The following is a 14,351-nucleotide window of genomic DNA, read 5'->3' as shown; positions in this document are numbered from 1 at the left end:
CGCCACGCAAAACGGGAGACCCGGAGGGCCGGGTAGGCTCCCTCATAGGATACGCTGAATGTTCAACGTGACGACGAAAACGATGCAGTGGGGCGACGAAACCCTCACGCTGGAAACGGGCAAGGTTGCCCGTCAGGCAGATGGCACCGTCATCGCCACCCTGGGCGAAACCTCGGTCATGGCCAACGTGACCTTCGCCAAGGAACCCAAGCCCGGTCAGGATTTCTTCCCGCTGACCGTGCACTACCAAGAGAAATACTATGCTGCCGGCAAAGTGCCCGGTGGCTTCTTCAAGCGCGAGGCGCGGCCGACCGAAAAGGAAACGCTGACCGCGCGCCTGATCGACCGTCCGATCCGCCCGCTCTTCGCCCCCGGCTTCAAGCATGAAGTCCTCGTGATGTGCACCGTGCTGAGCCACGACCTGGTCAACGATCCCGATATCGTCGCCATGATCGCCGCCTCGGCCGCGCTGACCATCTCGGGCGTGCCCTTCATGGGCCCGATCGCCGGTGCCCGCGTGGGCTTCGTCGATGGCGAATACGTGCTGAACCCCTCCGTCGACGACATGCAGGGCCTGCGCAACAACCCCGAGCAGCGTCTCGACCTGGTTGTGGCCGGCACCAAGGACGCCGTCATGATGGTGGAATCGGAAGCCTACGAGCTGACCGAGGACGAGATGCTCGGCGCCGTGACCTTCGCCCATGAGCAGATGCAGCCCGTGCTGGACCTGATCATCGACCTAGCCGAAGCCGCTGCGAAAGAGCCCTTCGACTTCACCCCCCCGGATTACTCGGAGCTTTACGCTGCCGTGAAAGCCGCCGGTGAAGACAAGATGCGCGCCGCCTATGCCATCACCGACAAGCAGGAGCGTGTCGCAGCCGTTGGCGCGGCGAAGGAGGCCATCAAGGCCGCCCTCACCGAAGAGCAGTTGGAAGACGCGAACCTCGGCTCGGCGCTGAAGAAGCTGGAATCCAGCGTTCTGCGCGGCGACGTGGTGAAGAACGGCAAGCGGATCGACGGCCGTGCCACCGATCAGGTGCGTGCGATTGCCGTGGAAACCGGCCTGCTGCCGCGGACCCACGGGTCGGCACTGTTCACCCGTGGCGAAACCCAGGGCCTGGTCGTGACCACGCTGGGCACCGGTGACGATGAGCAGATCATCGACGCGCTGCACGGCAACTTCCGCTCGAACTTCCTGCTGCACTACAACTTCCCGCCCTACTCGGTCGGTGAAGTGGGCCGCGTCGGTTCGCCCGGTCGTCGCGAAATCGGTCACGGCAAGCTCGCATGGCGCGCCCTGCAGGCCGTCCTGCCCGCCCCGACCGACTTCCCCTACACGATCCGCGTCGTGTCGGAGATCACGGAATCGAACGGCTCCTCCTCGATGGCTTCCGTCTGCGGCGGCTCGCTCTCGATGATGGACGCAGGTGTTCCGCTGAAAGCCGCTGTTGCCGGTGTGGCCATGGGCCTCGTGCTGGAAGACGACGGCTCCTACGCGATCCTGACCGACATCCTTGGCGACGAGGATCACCTCGGCGACATGGACTTCAAGGTTGCAGGCACCGAAGCGGGCATCACCTCGCTGCAGATGGACATCAAGGTCCAGGGCATCACGCCCGAGATCATGAAGACCGCCCTGGCCCAAGCCAAGGCCGGCCGTCTGCACATCCTCGGCGAGATGAACAAGGCCCAGTCGGGCGTTGGTGAATTCTCGGCTCACGCACCGCGCATCGAAACGATGCAAATCCCGACCGACAAGATCCGTGAAGTGATCGGCTCGGGCGGCAAGGTCATCCGCGAGATCGTGGAAACCTCGGGTGCCAAGGTCGACATCAACGACGACGGCATCATCAAGATCGCCTCGGCCAACGGTGAAGCCATCCAGAAGGCCTATGACATGATCTACTCGATCGTGGCAGAGCCGGAAGAGGGCAAGGTCTACAAGGGCAAGGTCGTGAAGATCGTCGATTTCGGCGCCTTCGTGAACTTCTTCGGCAAGCGTGACGGCCTCGTGCACGTCAGCCAGATCGAGAACCGTCGCCTGAACCACCCCTCCGACGTTCTGAAGGAAGGCCAGGAAGTCTACGTCAAGCTCCTCGGCTTCGACGATCGTGGCAAGGTCCGCCTCGCCATGAAGATGGTCGACCAGGAAACCGGCGAAGAGCTGGCCAAGGACGCCGAGGAAAAGGCAGAGTAATCTGCCCCTCTGCGAGAGATCAGAAAGCCCCGGCATATGCCGGGGCTTTTTTCGTTCCGGGGACGGGTGTGCGCAGCACCCGCATCCGGCAAAGGCTCAATAGCCGTAGAGCGTGTAGTCCCGTTCGAAGAGCAGTTCGATCTTGCGCCTTTGCTCCGCGCTGACCTCGAAATCGCCGCCCGACGACACGTTGAAGCGGCGGCTGCCGTCTTCGCCCGCGAAGGGATCCCCGTGTCCTGCCCGGGCAAAGGCCTCGCGCAGGATCTTCGCATAGTCCGAGATATCGCCCGACAGCTCATAGGTGACCTCGTCATGGGCGATGTTGATGTACTGCGGCCGCCAGTGGGGATCGCAATAGATCAGCCCCTCGGCGTGGGCTTCGCCGATATAGGCGAGGAAGACATCGAAGTTCCGTGCCATGTCGCCGCCGCGCAGATAGCCACGCGCCTCGATCGGCCCCATGTGGGCCCGCGTCGAAGGATGGCCCTCGTCCACGAAGAAGTTGCAGAAGGTCGAGACGAGCCGGTCCACCGGATGCCGCGTGATGCAGAACTTGACGCACTGCGGATCGCGCACGGCGGCCTCGTAGGCGCGCCAGTGCCGCTGGCCCTGTTTCACCTCCGGGGCGTCACGCTCGAACTGCCCGGTGGCCAGTCGCACGATATGGCGCCGCGTGGTCGAAGAGGCCGCCTTGGCGTTCTTGGGGAAGAAGAGCTTGCCGTCGTGGCTCAGGATGCAGTGGCTGTAGACGATCTGCTTTTGCAGGGGCATGTCCGCCAGTCCGGCCTTGGCACGGTAGCGGCGGCTGAGCGGGGAGAGGAGGCGCGCCTTGCGCCGGTCGATGGGGCGTTCCCGGGGGATAGGTGGCAAATCGTTAAACATCAGCGGTCCGTTCTAGGGTCTCGCGGCATGGGGGCCGTGACGTTTCAACGCACGAGACCGAAGTTTCCGACGCACTTATTCCACAAAATTTTAAAACCCCTAGCGGCGCCTCATCCGTGCGGCGTCTTGGCCTGCCGCGCGCCGCCCCGTTTGAGCCCCAGATGACGCTCCCGCAGGATGATGACGACGCCAGCGCAGATGATGATCGCCGCCCCCAGAAGGGTCTGGTACGTCGGCACATCGCCAAAGACCGTATAGCCGATGATGATCGCGAAGAGCATCGAGGCATAGTCGAAGGGCGCCACCACCGAGGCATCCGCAAAACGGTAGGCGGAGGTCAGCATGATCTGCCCCACCCCGCCGATCAGGCCCGTGGTGATCAGGAAGACCCATTCCCAGCCGATCGGCAGGACCCAGCCGAAGGGGATCGTCGCCAGCGACAGCAGCGTCGCGGTGGAGGAGAACCAGAACACGATGGCCGAGGTATGCTCGACCCGCACCATGTTGCGGATGTGGATCTGCGCCAGCGCCGCGCAGACCGCCCCGAAGAGCACCAGCGCCACCCCGAGCGGCGCCGCGCTGTTCATCGCCTCCTCGGGCGAGAGCGTCAGCTGGGGAACCATGACCACCATCACGCCCACCAGCCCCACCAGCACGGTCGAGATCCGGAAGAGACCGACCTTCTCGTTCAGGAACATCGCGGCAAAGATCACCACCAGCAGCGGCGTCGCATAGCCAAGCGCGGTCTGCTCCGGCAGCGGCAGGAAGGCCAGCGCGGCAAAGCCGCAGCCCATGGCCGTCGTCCCCACCAGCCCGCGCCAGAAATGCGCCGCCGGGGATTTCACCTTCAGCCCCGTGCGCAGCTGGCCCTTCATCGCCAGCCAGGCCAGGATCACCGGCAGCGCGCAGAAGGACCGGAAGAAGACCGCCTCGCCCGCGGGAATGCGCTCCGAGGTCAGCTTGATCATCGTGCTCATACCGATGAAGCACAGAACGGCGCCGATCTTGAGGAGGATGCCGCGAAGCGGTTGCATGGGTCTGGCCTTCCGTGGGGCGGGGATCGTCCCTCCATAGGCAATCCTCACCGGGTCTTGCAATCCGGGACGCCGTGCCGGATGACAGAAATCCGGGCCCGGCGTTACGCCGCGTCCCCGCACTGGAACGGCACCCGCGCAGGCTGGCCCCCGCCGCAGCCTGCCCCGGAGGGAGGAAAACCGCATGTACGATGAGAACTACCTGGCCAGCCGGCTGTCCCGCCACGCAGCCCTGACGCCCGAGAAGCTCTTTGCCCGACGCCCCGGGCAGGACGACGTGAGCTATGGCGCCCTCTTCGACGGGGCCGAACGCATGGCCCGCGCCCTGATCGACGCGGGCCTCCAGCCCGGTGACCGGGTGGCGGTACAGGTGGCCAAGTCCCTCACCGCGCTGGAGCTCTACATCGGCACCGTGCTGGCCGGCGGCATCTTCCTGCCCCTGAACACCGCCTATACCGGCCCCGAGGTTGCCTACTTCCTCGGCGACGCCACCCCCGCCGTGGTGGTCTGCGATCCCGCCCGCGAGGCCGAGATCGCAGCACTTGCCGGCGCGGCCCGTCTCTTCACCCTCGGCGCCGATGGCACCGGAACGCTGGCCCAGGCACAGGCGACCCAACCCTCGGGCGATTTCCACGCCGTCCCGCGCGACGCCTCCGACCTCGCCGCGATCCTCTACACCTCCGGCACCACGGGCCGCTCCAAGGGCGCCATGCTGAGCCATGCCAACCTCGCCTCCAACAGCGAGACCCTGCGCGACTACTGGCGCTTCACCCGCGACGACGTGCTGATCCACGCCCTGCCGATCTTCCACACCCACGGGCTCTTCGTGGCCACCAACGTGGCGCTGCTCTCCGGCGCGGCCGTGGTCTTCCTCGCAGGCTTCGACGCCGATGCGATCCTCGAGGCGATGCCCGAGGCCACCAGCCTCATGGGCGTGCCCACCTTCTACACAAGGCTGCTCGACGATCCCCGCCTCGACCGCACCCGCGCGGCGAACATGCGGCTCTTCATCTCCGGCTCCGCGCCGATGCTGGTGGACACCCACAAGGCCTGGGAAGAGCGCACCGGCCACACGATCCTCGAACGCTACGGCATGACCGAAACCAACATGTCCACCTCGAACCCCTACGAGGGCGAGCGCCGCACCGGCACCGTGGGCTTCCCGCTGCCCGGCGTCGAACTGCGCATCCGCGACGAGGGCCGCGACATCCCGCAAGGCGAGATCGGCGTGATCGAGGTCCGTGGCCCGAACGTCTTCCAGGGCTACTGGCAGATGCCCGAGAAGACCGCCGAGGAACTGGGCGCCGATGGCTGGTTCATCACCGGCGATCTCGGGTTCGTCGATGCCGAGGGCTATGTCACCATCGTCGGACGCGCCAAGGATCTCGTGATTTCGGGCGGCTTCAACGTCTACCCGAAGGAGGTCGAAGAGGTCATCGACGACCTGCCCGGCGTGAAGGAAAGCGCGGTCATCGGCGTGCCCCACCCCGACTTCGGCGAGGCAGTGGTGGCCGTGGTCGTCCCCGAAGGCGCCGGCACCGATGCCCCGACGATCGCCGCCGCGCTCAACGAACGTCTCGCGAAGTTCAAGCAACCCAAGCACATCGCCTTCATCGACGCCCTGCCCCGCAACACCATGGGCAAGGTCCAGAAGAAGGCCCTGCGCGACGATTTCGCCAAGCTCTTCGCCTGATCATCTTTCGCTGAAAAATATCCTCGGGGGACGTCGCGCCAGCGACTGGGGGCAGACAGCCCCCGCACCGCCCGAGGCCCGTGCCACGCCAGACCCGACGTGCCCACAGCGCGCCGGGACCCGGAATTTTCGAAAATTCCGGACCGTTTTCTTTGAAGAAAACGGATCGCCCCTCGCGGTCACCCGTCGGTCCGAAGGGCGCACAGCCCCTCTCCCCCGCGGCCAAGAATTTTGCGAAAATTCTTGGTAAAATTCTTCGAAGAATTTTACCCGTCCAGCCGCGCCCGCAGCGCCAGCAAAAAGGCCAGGAAAAAGGCCGGCCCCTTCGGGACCGGCCTTGCGTTCATTCCGCCGCCGCGCGTTTCGGCAGCACCCATCCGGGCCGCGGGAAGTGGCAGGTATAGCCGTTCGGGAAGCGCTCCAGGTAATCCTGGTGCTCCGGCTCAGCCTCCCAGAAGTCGCCCACGGGTTCGACCTCGGTCACCACCCGCCCGGGCCAGAGGCCCGAGGCCTCCACATCCGCGATGGTCTCCTCGGCGCAGGCCTTCTGGGCCGCGTCGACGTAGTAGATCGCCGACCGGTAGGAGAGGCCGATGTCGTTGCCCTGCCGGTTCAGCGTCGTGGGATCGTGGATCTGGAAGAAGACCTCCAGCAGCTGCCGGTAGCTGATCGTCGCGGGGTCGAAGATCACCTCGATCCCCTCGGCATGGGTGCCGTGGTTGCGATAGGTCGCATGGGCCACGTCCCCGCCGGTATAGCCGACGCGGGTGCTCTCCACCCCCGGCAGCTTGCGGATCAGGTCCTGCATGCCCCAGAAACAGCCGCCTGCAAGGACTGCGCGTTCGATCGTCATGTCACATCCTCCACCTGGTCGAGATACTCGCCGTAACCTTCCTCAGCCATGTCGTCGCGGTGGACGAAGCGAAGCGAGGCCGAGTTGATGCAGTAGCGCAGACCGCCCCGGTCCACCGGCCCGTCCGGGAAGACATGGCCGAGGTGGCTGTCGCCATGGGTCGAGCGGACCTCGACCCGGATCATGCCGTGGCTGGTATCGCGCAATTCGCTGACATTGGCGGGCGCGATGGGCTTGGTGAAGCTCGGCCAGCCGCAGCCGCTTTCATACTTGTCGGACGAAGCGAAGAGCGGCTCGCCCGAGACGATGTCGACGTAGATCCCCGGCGCCTTGTTGCCGAGGTACTTGCCGGTGCCGGGCCGTTCGGTGCCCGATTCCTGCGTCACCCAGTATTCCTCGGGGCTCAGCGCGGCGATGGCCGCCGGGTCCTTGTGATAGCTTGCCATGCGGTTCTCCTTGTCGGGTCCCTTGCGGGTCACCTGTAGCTCTCGTGCGGCTCTCATGTGGGCCGGCACCCGTAAGGGCGGCGTCCCACGTGGCTCAACTCCCATGTGGGGCGTGGGGCCTGCCGGGAAAAGCCCTGTTACATCCTGCTGTGGAGGATGTGATCCCCCAGGCCGTCCTGTCCAGAGCGAAAGCCGCCACAGCCATCGCAGCCCCGCCTCAGTCCCGATTTGCCCGGCCCGATCTGCCCGGCCCCCATGGCCCCCTCAGCGCGTCAGCTTCAGCTTGTAGCGGCCTTCCGTCCAGGTCCCGTCATTGCAGCGCGCACGGATATAGACCTTGCGGGTCCCGTCCGGCACCACGATCTGCCGCAGCGAGCGCGTGAACGGCTGTTCGTCCACATGGGGATGGTGCAGGCGGCGCTCGCCCAGCAGATTGCCCGCCTCGTCGCGCACCTCCCACAGGTCGGCGTAATGGTCCCAGCCGGTATCGTCGTGGCGCAGGGTGACCGAGATGTTCCAGCCCCCGGCGGCACGCTTGGCGCTTGCGCCCAGTATCTCGGGCGGAGAGGCAAGCGCGGGCAGGGCCGGAAGCAGGCAGAACACCGCGGCACGGGTCAGCATGCGGGGCGAGGGAACGGGACAAATCTTCTGCATCGCCCGTACCATAGGCGGGCCGGGCTGAAACAGGGGTCACACTTGCGTGTGGCCGCCTGCCACGGCCAGAACGCTTGATCGGTGCGGCGCCTGCCTGTATTTCCGGCTCAACCCGGGATGGAGACCCGGCGGCCCGCCCGGGCCGGTCAGGGGCCGTCACAGGCCCCGGGAGGGGAGAGAAATTATGCAGATGCCGCAGCCCGATCCGCGCGTCCTCGCGCTCAAGCCCCGGCTCCTGACGGAGCTGCGCGCGGTCCTGCCGGAGGACGCCATCATCGAAGCCCCGGCGGAGCTGCTGGCCTACGAATGCGACGCGCTCAGCGCCTACCGCTGCCCGCCGCTGGCCGTGGTCCTGCCGCGCTCGACCGAGGAGGTCGCTGCTGCGCTGAAAATCTGCCACGCCCTCGGCGTGCCGGTGGTGCCGCGCGGCGCGGGCACCTCGCTGGCGGGGGGCGCGCTGCCCACGGCGGATTCCGTCGTCCTCGGCCTGATGCGGATGACGGCGGTGCTGGAAACCGATTACGCCAACCGGCTGATCCGGGTCGAGGCCGGGCGCACCAACCTCTCGGTCTCCGGCGCAGTGGAGGCAGAGGGCTTCTTCTACGCCCCTGACCCGTCCTCGCAGCTGGCCTGCGCCATCGCGGGCAATATCGCCATGAACTCCGGCGGGGCCCATTGCCTGAAGTACGGGGTGACCACGAACAACCTGCTGGGCGTGAAGATGGTCCTCATGGATGGCGAGATCATCGAGCTGGGCGGCGCGCATCTGGACGCGGGCGGGCTGGACCTCATGGGCCTTGTCTGCGGCAGCGAGGGGCAGCTTGGCGTCGTGACCGAGGCCACGCTGCGCATCCTGCCCAAGCCCGAGGGCGCGCGTCCGGTGCTGGTGGGCTATGCCTCCTCCGAGATCGCGGGGGCCTGCGTTTCGGACATCATCGAGGCCGGCGTGGTGCCGGTGGCGATCGAGTTCATGGACGGCCCCTGCATCCGGGCCTGCGACGATTTCTCGGGCGCGGGCTACCCGGACTGCGAGGCGCTGCTGATCATCGAGGTCGAAGGCTCCGACGCCGAGATCGAGGAACAGCTGGCGGTGATCCTCGAGATCGCCCGGCGTCACGACCCGGTGGAGCTGCGCGAGAGCACCTCGCCCGAAGAGAGCGCCCGTATCTGGCTGGGCCGCAAGAGCGCCTTCGGTGCCATGGGGCAGATCAATGATTACATGTGCCTCGACGGGACCATCCCGGTGAACGCCCTGCCCCTCGTCCTGCGCCGCATCGGCGAGATGAGCCGCGCCTGCGGGCTGGACGTGGGCAATGTGTTCCACGCGGGCGACGGCAACATGCATCCGCTGATCCTCTACAACGCCAATACCCCCGGCGAGCTGGAGAAATGCGAGGCCTTCGGGGCGGAGATCCTGAAGCTCTGCGTCGAGGTCGGCGGCTGCCTGACCGGCGAGCATGGCGTGGGCATCGAGAAGCGCGACCTGATGGAGGTGCAATATGCGCCTGCCGACCTGGAAGCGCAGATGGCGGTGAAGGATGTCTTCGATCCGAAGTGGCTGCTGAACCCGGCCAAGGTCTTCCCGCTGGCGGTCTCGGCACCGCGCCGGGAGGGGGATTTGCGCGATGTCGGGTGAGGCGTGCGTGCCCTGCGGGGCGGGTAGAGGGGCGCTGCCCCTCTTGGCCTGCGGCCAATTCACCCCGGGATATTTGGGAACAGTGGATGAGACCTGAGAGCGAGAGCCAGCTGGTGGAGGCCCTGCGGGACGCGGGCGGCCCGGTGGAGGTACGCGGCGGTAGCACGCGGCTGGCGTGGCGTCCGATGGCGGGCGATGTGCTGGAGACCGGCGGGCTGTCGGGTGTGCGGCTCTATGAGCCCGGCGCGCAAACGCTGGTGGCAGGGGCCGGGACGCCCTTGGCGGAGATCGAGGCGCTCTTGGCTGAGAAGGGCCAGCGGCTGGCTTTCGAGCCGATGGAGGCGCAGGCGCTTATGGGGACCTCCGGCACGGCCACGCTGGGCGGGGTCATCGCGGCCAATATCTCGGGCCCGCGGCGAGTGCAGGCGGGGGCTGCGCGGGACTTCCTGCTGGGCGTGCGCTTCGTGGACGGGGCGGGGACCCTCGTGTCGAACGGCGGGCGGGTGATGAAGAATGTCACCGGCTATGACCTCGTGAAGATGATGGCGGGCAGCTGGGGCACCCTCGGCGTGCTGAGCGAGGTGAGCCTGAAGGTGCTGGCGACGCCGCCGGTGGAGTGCACGTTGATGCTGCGCGGATTGGACGTGGCAGCGGGTGTGGCGCGGCTCTGTGCCGCCATGGGCACGCCCTATGACGTGACGGGGACGGCGCATCTGGAGGCCGGGCTGGCCGGGGCGGAGAGCCTGACGCTGGTGCGGATCGAGGGGCTGCCGGGATCGGTGGCGCATCGCCGCCATGCCCTGCTGGCGGGCGTCTGTTCCGGGTTCGAAAGCGTCGAGGGCGAAGAGAGCGCGGCCCTCTGGCGTGCGGTGCGCGATGTGACGCCGCTCGCTGACCTCGCCGGGGCGGTCTGGCAGGTTTCGGTGAAGCCCACCGACGGGCCGCGCCTGCTGGCGGCGCTGGAGACGGCGGGCGGGCGCGGGCCCGCGATCTGCGACTGGTCCGGCGGGCGGCTCTGGCTGGTGCTGGAGGAGAGCGCGGCGGCGGCGGCCCGGCTGCGGGCCGAGGTGGCCGCACTTGGCGGCCACGCCACGCTGATGCGCGCCTCCGAGGCGCATCGCGCAGAGGTGCCGATGTTCAAGCCGCAGGCGCCGGGCGTGGCCCGGCTGGCCGAGCGGCTGCGGGCCACCTTCGATCCGCGGGGCATCCTGAACCCGGGGCTGATGGCCGCAATGCCGGTGGGAGTGCCTGCCTGATGTCCCTGCTCGTGCCCGCCCTTGCCGTGCTGGTGGGGCTGATCCTCTATGGCATGCTCGTTCTGCCCGCCCCGCGCGGCGGCGCGCTGCGCCTGCTGGCGGGCGGCGTTCTGCTGGCGCTGCTGGCCGGGCTCTTCGTGCTGCGCATCGTGCCGATGGACGCCGGCACCCAGCCGGGCCGGGCGCTGGCGGCGCTGGCGCTGCTCTACCTCGGCTGGGTCGGTCTGGCGGCCCTCGTGGTGCAGATCCTGCGCCGCCGTGCCCCGGACCTGCCGGTCTGGGCCCCCGCCCTTGGCGCGGCGTCCACCCTCGTGCCCGTGGCGGGGCTCTTCCTGGCGGAGGCGATGGCCTGATGCAGACGAACTTCTCTCCCGAACAGCTGACCGACCCGGGCACGGCGCGGGCAAACCAGATCCTGCGGGCCTGCGTGCATTGCGGCTTCTGCACCGCCACCTGCCCGACCTACCAGGTGCTGGGCGATGAACTCGACAGCCCGCGGGGCCGGATCTACCTGATCAAGGACATGCTGGAGAACGAGCGCGTCCCGGACGAACGTACAGTGAAGCACCTCGATCGCTGCCTCTCCTGCCTGGCCTGCATGACGACCTGCCCCTCGGGCGTGCATTACATGCACCTGATCGACCATGCCCGCGCCTATGTGGAGGAACGCTATCGCAGGCCGTGGTCGGACCGGGCGCTGCGCTGGTTGCTGGCGCGGATCCTGCCCTATCCCGGGCGGTTCCGTCTGGCGCTGCTGGGGGCCAAGATGGGGCGTCCCTTCGCGCGATTCCTGCCCGATCCGCGGCTGCGGGCGATGATCGCCATGGCGCCCAAGCGCGTGCCGCCGGTGTCCCCCAACGACGCGCCGCAGGTCTTCCCGGCCACCGGCCCGCGCCGGATGCGGGTGGCGCTGATGACCGGCTGTGCCCAGAAGGCGCTGAACACCGACATCAACGACGCCACGATCCGGCTGCTGCGGCGGCTGGGGTGCGAGGTGGTGGTGGCCAAGGGCGCGGGCTGCTGCGGCGCGCTGACCCATCACATGGGGCGCGAAGCCGAAAGCCACGGCTCCGCTGCCGCCAACATCCGCGCCTGGGGGCAGGAGATCGCGGGCGAGGGGCTGGACGCCATCGTAGTCAACACCTCGGGCTGCGGCACGACCGTGAAGGATTACGGCCACATGTTCCGCAACGATCCGCTGGCCGAGGAAGCCAAGCGGATCTCGGCGCTGGCCTGTGACGTGAGCGAGCTGCTGACCCGGCTGGAGATCCCGGAAGGTACCGAGAAGGGCCTGAAGGTGGCCTATCACTCCGCCTGTTCGCTGCAGCACGGGCAGAAGGTGAAGACCGCGCCCAAGGACCTGCTGAAACGGGCGGGCTTTGCCGTGGCAGAACCGGCGGAGCCGCACCTGTGCTGCGGCTCGGCAGGGACCTACAACCTGATGCAGCCCGAGATCTCGGGCCAGCTGAAGGCGCGCAAGGTGGGCAACCTCGAGGCGGTGAAGCCGGATGTCATCGCGGCGGGCAATATCGGCTGCATGATGCAGATCGGATCGGGCACCGGGGTGCCGGTGGTGCATACGGTCGAATTGCTCGACTGGGCGACCGGCGGGCCTGCGCCCCGGGCGCTGGACGCCGCGGCCAAGCCCGGCCACATCTGACGCGACCGCCCGGGAGAGGCGAAGCCGGCGGCCACCGCTTCGACGGCTTCCCGGGCGCGGAAGCGGTCGGCCCTCTGGCGGTCGAGGTCGGGGACGAACCGGGCTGACGCACGCCCGCCGCCATCGTTCACCGAATTTCCCTAATTTCGCCCCAGAGCGGGAATAGGTCCTTGAGGATAAACGATCCTTACAGGTCCGCCCCGATGCCAAGACTTGCCTTTCGCCCCAGCCTCCTGCTGCCGCCCGCCCTGCTTCTGCTGCTTGTGGCGGTGCTCTGCGCCACGCCGCTGGCGGCCCAGCAGGACAGCCGGCTTCAGCGACTCGACACGGGCGACGAATCGCGCGGCTGGGAGGCCGTCGGGCGGCTCGACATCGACGGGAAGGGCTTCTGCACCGGCGCGCTGGTGGCCGAGGACCTCGTGCTGACGGCGGCGCATTGCCTCTATGACCGTCACACCGGCACCCGGATCGACCCCACCAAGATCGAATTCCGCGCGGGCTGGCGCAATGGCCGGGCCGAGGCCTATCGCAACGTGCGCCGCGCCGTGGTCCACCCCGAGTATCGCTATGGCGCCTCCGTCTCGACCAAGCGGGTGCAGGACGACGTGGCGCTGCTGGAGCTCGAGATGCCGATCCGGAACACCACGGTGGTCCCGTTCCAGACCGAACCGACAGCCATGGCGGGCACGCGGATCGGTGTCGTCTCCTACGCCCATGACCGGGCCGAGGCCCCGGCGCTTCAGGAAATCTGCTCCGTCATGTCGCGGCAGGAGGGCATCCTGATCCTCTCCTGCGATGTGGATTTCGGCTCCTCCGGCGCGCCGGTCTTCAGCTTCGACAACGGCCAGCCGCGCATCGTCTCGGTGATCTCGGCCAAGGCCGAGGTCGACGGGCGCCCGGTGGCGCTTGGCATGCAGCTCGACCAGCCGCTGGCGGCCCTCAAGGCCGAGTTGAGCGCGGGGAAGGGCGTCTTCCTCGGCCCCGCCCCGCGGCAAAACCGCGTCGTGGTCGGGGGTCAGCGCAACGACACCGGTGCAAAATTCATCCGGGCGGGAAACTAGCCTCCGCTGGACGGAGGGGCAGGAGAGGACTACATTGTCCGCTAACCCTCCGCTCCCCGGACACGATATGACCCGCAGCATTCCCCATGGCCCCACGCGGTCCGCCCCCCGGGCGGAGCGGATGGCGCATTGGCTGCTGCAGGTCCTGACGACCCTTGCACTGGCGCTTTTCGCCGGTCAGGGCGACCGGAGCGAAGCGGCCGAGACCGCCCCCTCCTGGACCCTGTACCAGACCGACATGGCCCTGGTGCAGCCGGTCAAGGCCAACACAAGGGCGACCGAGGATCAGCCGGACAGCGACAGCGGCAACAGCCCCGCCCTGCCGGTGGAGGCCTGCGTGCTTCCGCTGGGCGACGACGAGGCGCTGCCGCAATGCATGGCGCCTGCCGAGGCCCTCGATCCCCGCTCTGCCCATGGCCTGCGCCCGGAACCCCGGGCGCCCCCGTTCAGTCTCATGCCCCCGCACGACGCATGACCTGATGCGAGCCCATAGGCTCGCCCCCTGAACGGAGGCTTTCATGGCCCTTTCCGCCCTTCCCTTCCAGGCGTTGCTGCCTGCGATGGGTGCCCTTGCGCTCATCGGCACCGGCATCCGCCGCTCCCGCGCCCGCCGCGCCGCGGGCCCCCGCGCCCCGCGCGAACCGATCCAGATGCCCAAGGAACTGCCCGCCCCGCCGACCCGGCGGCGCGCGGTCAAACCCGACGCCGCCGACCTGCCCACCGTGGCCTGCAGCGGCTGCGGCACGCCCATCCCGCAGGGCGAGACCCATTGCCGCTGGTGTGAGCTGAAATCCAGCACGCCGAGCCAGAGCAACCGCCAGACCCTGATCAACTGGGCCTGCTTCCTCGCGGGCTCGGCCGCGATCCTCGGCGTGGGCATCTGGCTCCAGTGATCTGAAGCGACGGGATGGCGGCGCTCGCGACAGGGTGATCCGCGCGGAGCAGGCAACAGCCTGCCGGGGGTCTTGAAACCCCGCCG

At 67.9% G+C, this 14,351-nt stretch carries 14 protein-coding genes; 9 read left to right on the top strand and 5 right to left on the bottom strand.

The genetic code is table 11. The annotated features are described in order from the left end of the window. Positions 1-58: 58 nt before the first annotated feature. Positions 59-2,197, top strand: a complete 2,139-nt coding sequence (gene pnp, locus LCM32_RS09300; protein WP_224820774.1) for a polyribonucleotide nucleotidyltransferase — start codon at positions 59-61, stop codon at positions 2,195-2,197. A 96-nt stretch (positions 2,198-2,293) separates the two neighbouring features. Here the strand turns inward: pnp and LCM32_RS09295 are convergent, their stop codons facing one another. Beyond that, complete coding sequence (locus LCM32_RS09295; protein ID WP_224820773.1) at positions 2,294-3,079, bottom strand: sulfotransferase family 2 domain-containing protein; 786 nt, start codon at positions 3,077-3,079, stop codon at positions 2,294-2,296. A 110-nt stretch (positions 3,080-3,189) separates the two neighbouring features. Beyond that, a complete protein-coding gene (locus tag LCM32_RS09290; RefSeq protein ID WP_224820772.1) occupies positions 3,190-4,113 on the bottom strand; it encodes a DMT family transporter in 924 nt (307 codons plus the stop codon). A gap of 184 nt (positions 4,114-4,297) precedes the next feature. Here LCM32_RS09290 and LCM32_RS09285 point away from each other — a divergent pair, with 184 nt between their 5' ends. Then, complete coding sequence (locus tag LCM32_RS09285) at positions 4,298-5,806, top strand: malonate--CoA ligase (RefSeq protein ID WP_224820771.1); 1,509 nt, start codon at positions 4,298-4,300, stop codon at positions 5,804-5,806. Between the two features lie 343 nt (positions 5,807-6,149). Here the strand turns inward: LCM32_RS09285 and msrA are convergent, their stop codons facing one another. From msrA to LCM32_RS09270, 3 genes are all read right to left on the bottom strand, one after another. Continuing rightward, positions 6,150-6,659, bottom strand: a complete 510-nt coding sequence (gene msrA / locus LCM32_RS09280) for a peptide-methionine (S)-S-oxide reductase MsrA (protein WP_224820770.1) — start codon at positions 6,657-6,659, stop codon at positions 6,150-6,152. Further along, positions 6,656-7,105, bottom strand: a complete 450-nt coding sequence (msrB, locus tag LCM32_RS09275; RefSeq protein ID WP_224820769.1) for a peptide-methionine (R)-S-oxide reductase MsrB — start codon at positions 7,103-7,105, stop codon at positions 6,656-6,658. The genes msrA and msrB overlap by 4 nt, the downstream gene beginning before the upstream one ends. Before the next feature lie 264 nt (positions 7,106-7,369). Next, positions 7,370-7,726 (bottom strand): hypothetical protein, encoded by a 357-nt coding sequence (locus LCM32_RS09270; protein ID WP_224820768.1) that lies wholly within the window; start codon positions 7,724-7,726, stop codon positions 7,370-7,372. A 217-nt stretch (positions 7,727-7,943) separates the two neighbouring features. On the opposite strand from LCM32_RS09270, the gene LCM32_RS09265 reads away from it, so the two are divergent. The 7 genes from LCM32_RS09265 to LCM32_RS09235 all read left to right on the top strand — a co-directional run bounded on the left by LCM32_RS09265 (position 7,944) and on the right by LCM32_RS09235 (position 14,265). Next, positions 7,944-9,395, top strand: a complete 1,452-nt coding sequence (locus LCM32_RS09265; RefSeq protein WP_224820767.1) for an FAD-linked oxidase C-terminal domain-containing protein — start codon at positions 7,944-7,946, stop codon at positions 9,393-9,395. 86 nt (positions 9,396-9,481) lie between these two features. Next, the gene (locus tag LCM32_RS09260) at positions 9,482-10,651 is read left to right on the top strand and encodes an FAD-binding protein (RefSeq protein WP_224820766.1); all 1,170 of its coding nucleotides are present in this window, start codon (positions 9,482-9,484) and stop codon (positions 10,649-10,651) included. After that, complete coding sequence (locus LCM32_RS09255) at positions 10,651-11,004, top strand: hypothetical protein (protein WP_224820765.1); 354 nt, start codon at positions 10,651-10,653, stop codon at positions 11,002-11,004. The genes LCM32_RS09260 and LCM32_RS09255 overlap by 1 nt, the downstream gene beginning before the upstream one ends. Further along, the gene (gene glcF, locus LCM32_RS09250) at positions 11,004-12,311 is read left to right on the top strand and encodes a glycolate oxidase subunit GlcF (protein ID WP_224820764.1); all 1,308 of its coding nucleotides are present in this window, start codon (positions 11,004-11,006) and stop codon (positions 12,309-12,311) included. Before LCM32_RS09255 ends, glcF begins: the two co-directional genes overlap by 1 nt. Before the next feature lie 203 nt (positions 12,312-12,514). Next, a complete protein-coding gene (locus LCM32_RS09245; RefSeq protein ID WP_224820763.1) occupies positions 12,515-13,372 on the top strand; it encodes a trypsin-like serine peptidase in 858 nt (285 codons plus the stop codon). A 67-nt stretch (positions 13,373-13,439) separates the two neighbouring features. Further along, positions 13,440-13,847, top strand: a complete 408-nt coding sequence (locus LCM32_RS09240) for a hypothetical protein (protein WP_224820762.1) — start codon at positions 13,440-13,442, stop codon at positions 13,845-13,847. A 43-nt stretch (positions 13,848-13,890) separates the two neighbouring features. Further along, positions 13,891-14,265 (top strand): hypothetical protein, encoded by a 375-nt coding sequence (locus LCM32_RS09235; protein WP_224820761.1) that lies wholly within the window; start codon positions 13,891-13,893, stop codon positions 14,263-14,265. The last annotated feature ends 86 nt before the right edge of the window (positions 14,266-14,351 follow it).

It is taken from the genome of Pseudooceanicola nanhaiensis (genome assembly GCF_020171315.1).
Taxonomy (GTDB): Bacteria; Pseudomonadota; Alphaproteobacteria; order Rhodobacterales; family Rhodobacteraceae; genus Pseudooceanicola; species Pseudooceanicola nanhaiensis_A.
Note: the sequence above shows the minus strand (reverse complement) of the source record. Positions and strands in the feature narration are given on the sequence as shown.

Excerpts from the sequence above, each read along its gene's own strand:
- LCM32_RS09285 (WP_224820771.1), top strand. The coding sequence starts at position 4,298 with ATGTACGATGAGAACTACCTGGCCAGCCGGCTGTCCCGCCACGCAGCC.
- LCM32_RS09270 (WP_224820768.1), bottom strand. The coding sequence starts at position 7,726 with ATGCTGACCCGTGCCGCGGTGTTCTGCCTGCTTCCGGCCCTGCCCGCG.
- glcF (WP_224820764.1), top strand. The coding sequence starts at position 11,004 with ATGCAGACGAACTTCTCTCCCGAACAGCTGACCGACCCGGGCACGGCG.
- LCM32_RS09265 (WP_224820767.1), top strand. The coding sequence starts at position 7,944 with ATGCAGATGCCGCAGCCCGATCCGCGCGTCCTCGCGCTCAAGCCCCGG.
- pnp (WP_224820774.1), top strand. The coding sequence starts at position 59 with ATGTTCAACGTGACGACGAAAACGATGCAGTGGGGCGACGAAACCCTC.
- LCM32_RS09240 (WP_224820762.1), top strand. The coding sequence starts at position 13,440 with ATGACCCGCAGCATTCCCCATGGCCCCACGCGGTCCGCCCCCCGGGCG.
- msrA (WP_224820770.1), bottom strand. The coding sequence starts at position 6,659 with ATGACGATCGAACGCGCAGTCCTTGCAGGCGGCTGTTTCTGGGGCATG.
- LCM32_RS09290 (WP_224820772.1), bottom strand. The coding sequence starts at position 4,113 with ATGCAACCGCTTCGCGGCATCCTCCTCAAGATCGGCGCCGTTCTGTGC.
- LCM32_RS09260 (WP_224820766.1), top strand. The coding sequence starts at position 9,482 with ATGAGACCTGAGAGCGAGAGCCAGCTGGTGGAGGCCCTGCGGGACGCG.
- LCM32_RS09255 (WP_224820765.1), top strand. The coding sequence starts at position 10,651 with ATGTCCCTGCTCGTGCCCGCCCTTGCCGTGCTGGTGGGGCTGATCCTC.
- msrB (WP_224820769.1), bottom strand. The coding sequence starts at position 7,105 with ATGGCAAGCTATCACAAGGACCCGGCGGCCATCGCCGCGCTGAGCCCC.
- LCM32_RS09295 (WP_224820773.1), bottom strand. The coding sequence starts at position 3,079 with ATGTTTAACGATTTGCCACCTATCCCCCGGGAACGCCCCATCGACCGG.
- LCM32_RS09245 (WP_224820763.1), top strand. The coding sequence starts at position 12,515 with ATGCCAAGACTTGCCTTTCGCCCCAGCCTCCTGCTGCCGCCCGCCCTG.
- LCM32_RS09235 (WP_224820761.1), top strand. The coding sequence starts at position 13,891 with ATGGCCCTTTCCGCCCTTCCCTTCCAGGCGTTGCTGCCTGCGATGGGT.